Consider the following 1,380-nt stretch of genomic DNA (forward strand, 5'->3'; position numbering starts at 1 on the left):
GGCAGACATGACGTCTACCTCTCATCGCCCGGTGGCGATGAGTGCGATGCCGGCGATCCATGGACACTTATGGTCACGACTTTTGCGGTGGTGACCCATGGAGAGCGCATGCGCTACGCCACTATGGTGGCCTACCCCAATGAGGAGGGGATCAACCGACTCGACCGGCAGGTCACCGAGCTCGGCTTGGAATACCGGGCTATCCACCGCATGGAACTCCTCGCTGACGACACTGTCGCCATGTTCGCCGAGGGCCGCGGCGACGTCGAGGGGCTCCGTCGGGTACTGTCAGAGTCGCCCGAGGTCTTCGAGTTCTCGGTCTCCGGCGATGACGCCGGATTCTTCGCCTACACGCGCTACGCGGCGGATGACTTGACTCGAATGCTCATGGAGGGCCGACGCGAGTCGTCCTACCTGATCGACATGCCGATCGAGCACACCGACGACGGCGGCCTCCGGGTGACCTACATCGGGACGGAGGCGGCCTTCGCTGACGCGCTCTCCGACCAACCGGATGGCATCCGGGTCGAGGTCGAGCGGACCGGTCCGTACGCGCCCGGCTCCCGACACATCGTTTCTCAGTTAACCGAGCGACAGCGGGAAGTGCTCGAAGTGGCGGTCGATCTCGGCTACTACCAGGAGCCCCGTGAGGCGACTCACGACGAGATCGCGGCGGCGACCGGGCTCGCAGAGACGACGGTCGGCGAGCACCTCCGGAAGATCGAGGCGACAGTGTTCTCGTCGCTTCACGTCGCAGTCTCCGATCGCTGAACCGACAGATTGTTTCGGGGAAACCGGCACTAGACAGCTGCTTTCTCGCCTGCGACTGGCACGATATTTTCAGCAACAAACTGTACGGTACAGATCACGGGAATCTCCAGTCGATGGAGAAGGGCGGGGGAGGTCACCGTCGCTCCGACGTCATCGGGCGTGCGCTTCCTCCAGCGTCGTTATCTCTATCTTCCGCATTTGCAGCATCGATTCCATGACTCATCGACAGGCAGGATCTGCCCACCGTTACCGTGAATGTATCACCAACGAGCCGCTTTGAGGACGACGAGTGGATTCGTCGGCGATTGTTCGCTTAGTAGCCCGAGTAATCAAGTCGATTGCGTTGGGGATGTCTGCATGGTCAACTTCGGAACAGTACGCTATCGCGAGATCAACCGGGATCTGGTCGACCAAACTGTCGCTCGTGGACTGTTGGTGAGATATGGGAATCAATTCAACAGACGCTTCTTCGCTCCCGCACCCATCCAGAGCATTAAATACTTATTCTACAGGTGCGGAAAATATGGAGAAACTCTTCATCGAGAGCAACCTCATTTCACCTAGACGATCTGCGTCCTTGCCCCCTATCTGCAGAATAAGTATACCTAC

General features: G+C 59.2%; 1 protein-coding gene and 1 pseudogene. One reads left to right on the forward strand and one right to left on the reverse strand.

Going from position 1 to position 1,380, the window contains the following annotated elements:
- Positions 1–108: 108 nt before the first annotated feature.
- Positions 109–771: a helix-turn-helix domain-containing protein gene (locus QT222_RS01070; protein ID WP_491476022.1), complete on the forward strand. Its 663-nt coding sequence runs from the start codon at positions 109–111 to the stop codon at positions 769–771.
- Between the two features lie 263 nt (positions 772–1,034).
- Here the strand turns inward: QT222_RS01070 and QT222_RS01075 are convergent.
- Positions 1,035–1,215: pseudogene (locus QT222_RS01075) on the reverse strand (DUF8013 domain-containing protein); the annotation flags it as partial.
- Positions 1,216–1,380: the final 165 nt, after the last annotated feature.

This window comes from Haloferax sp. s1 (genome assembly GCF_058382125.1).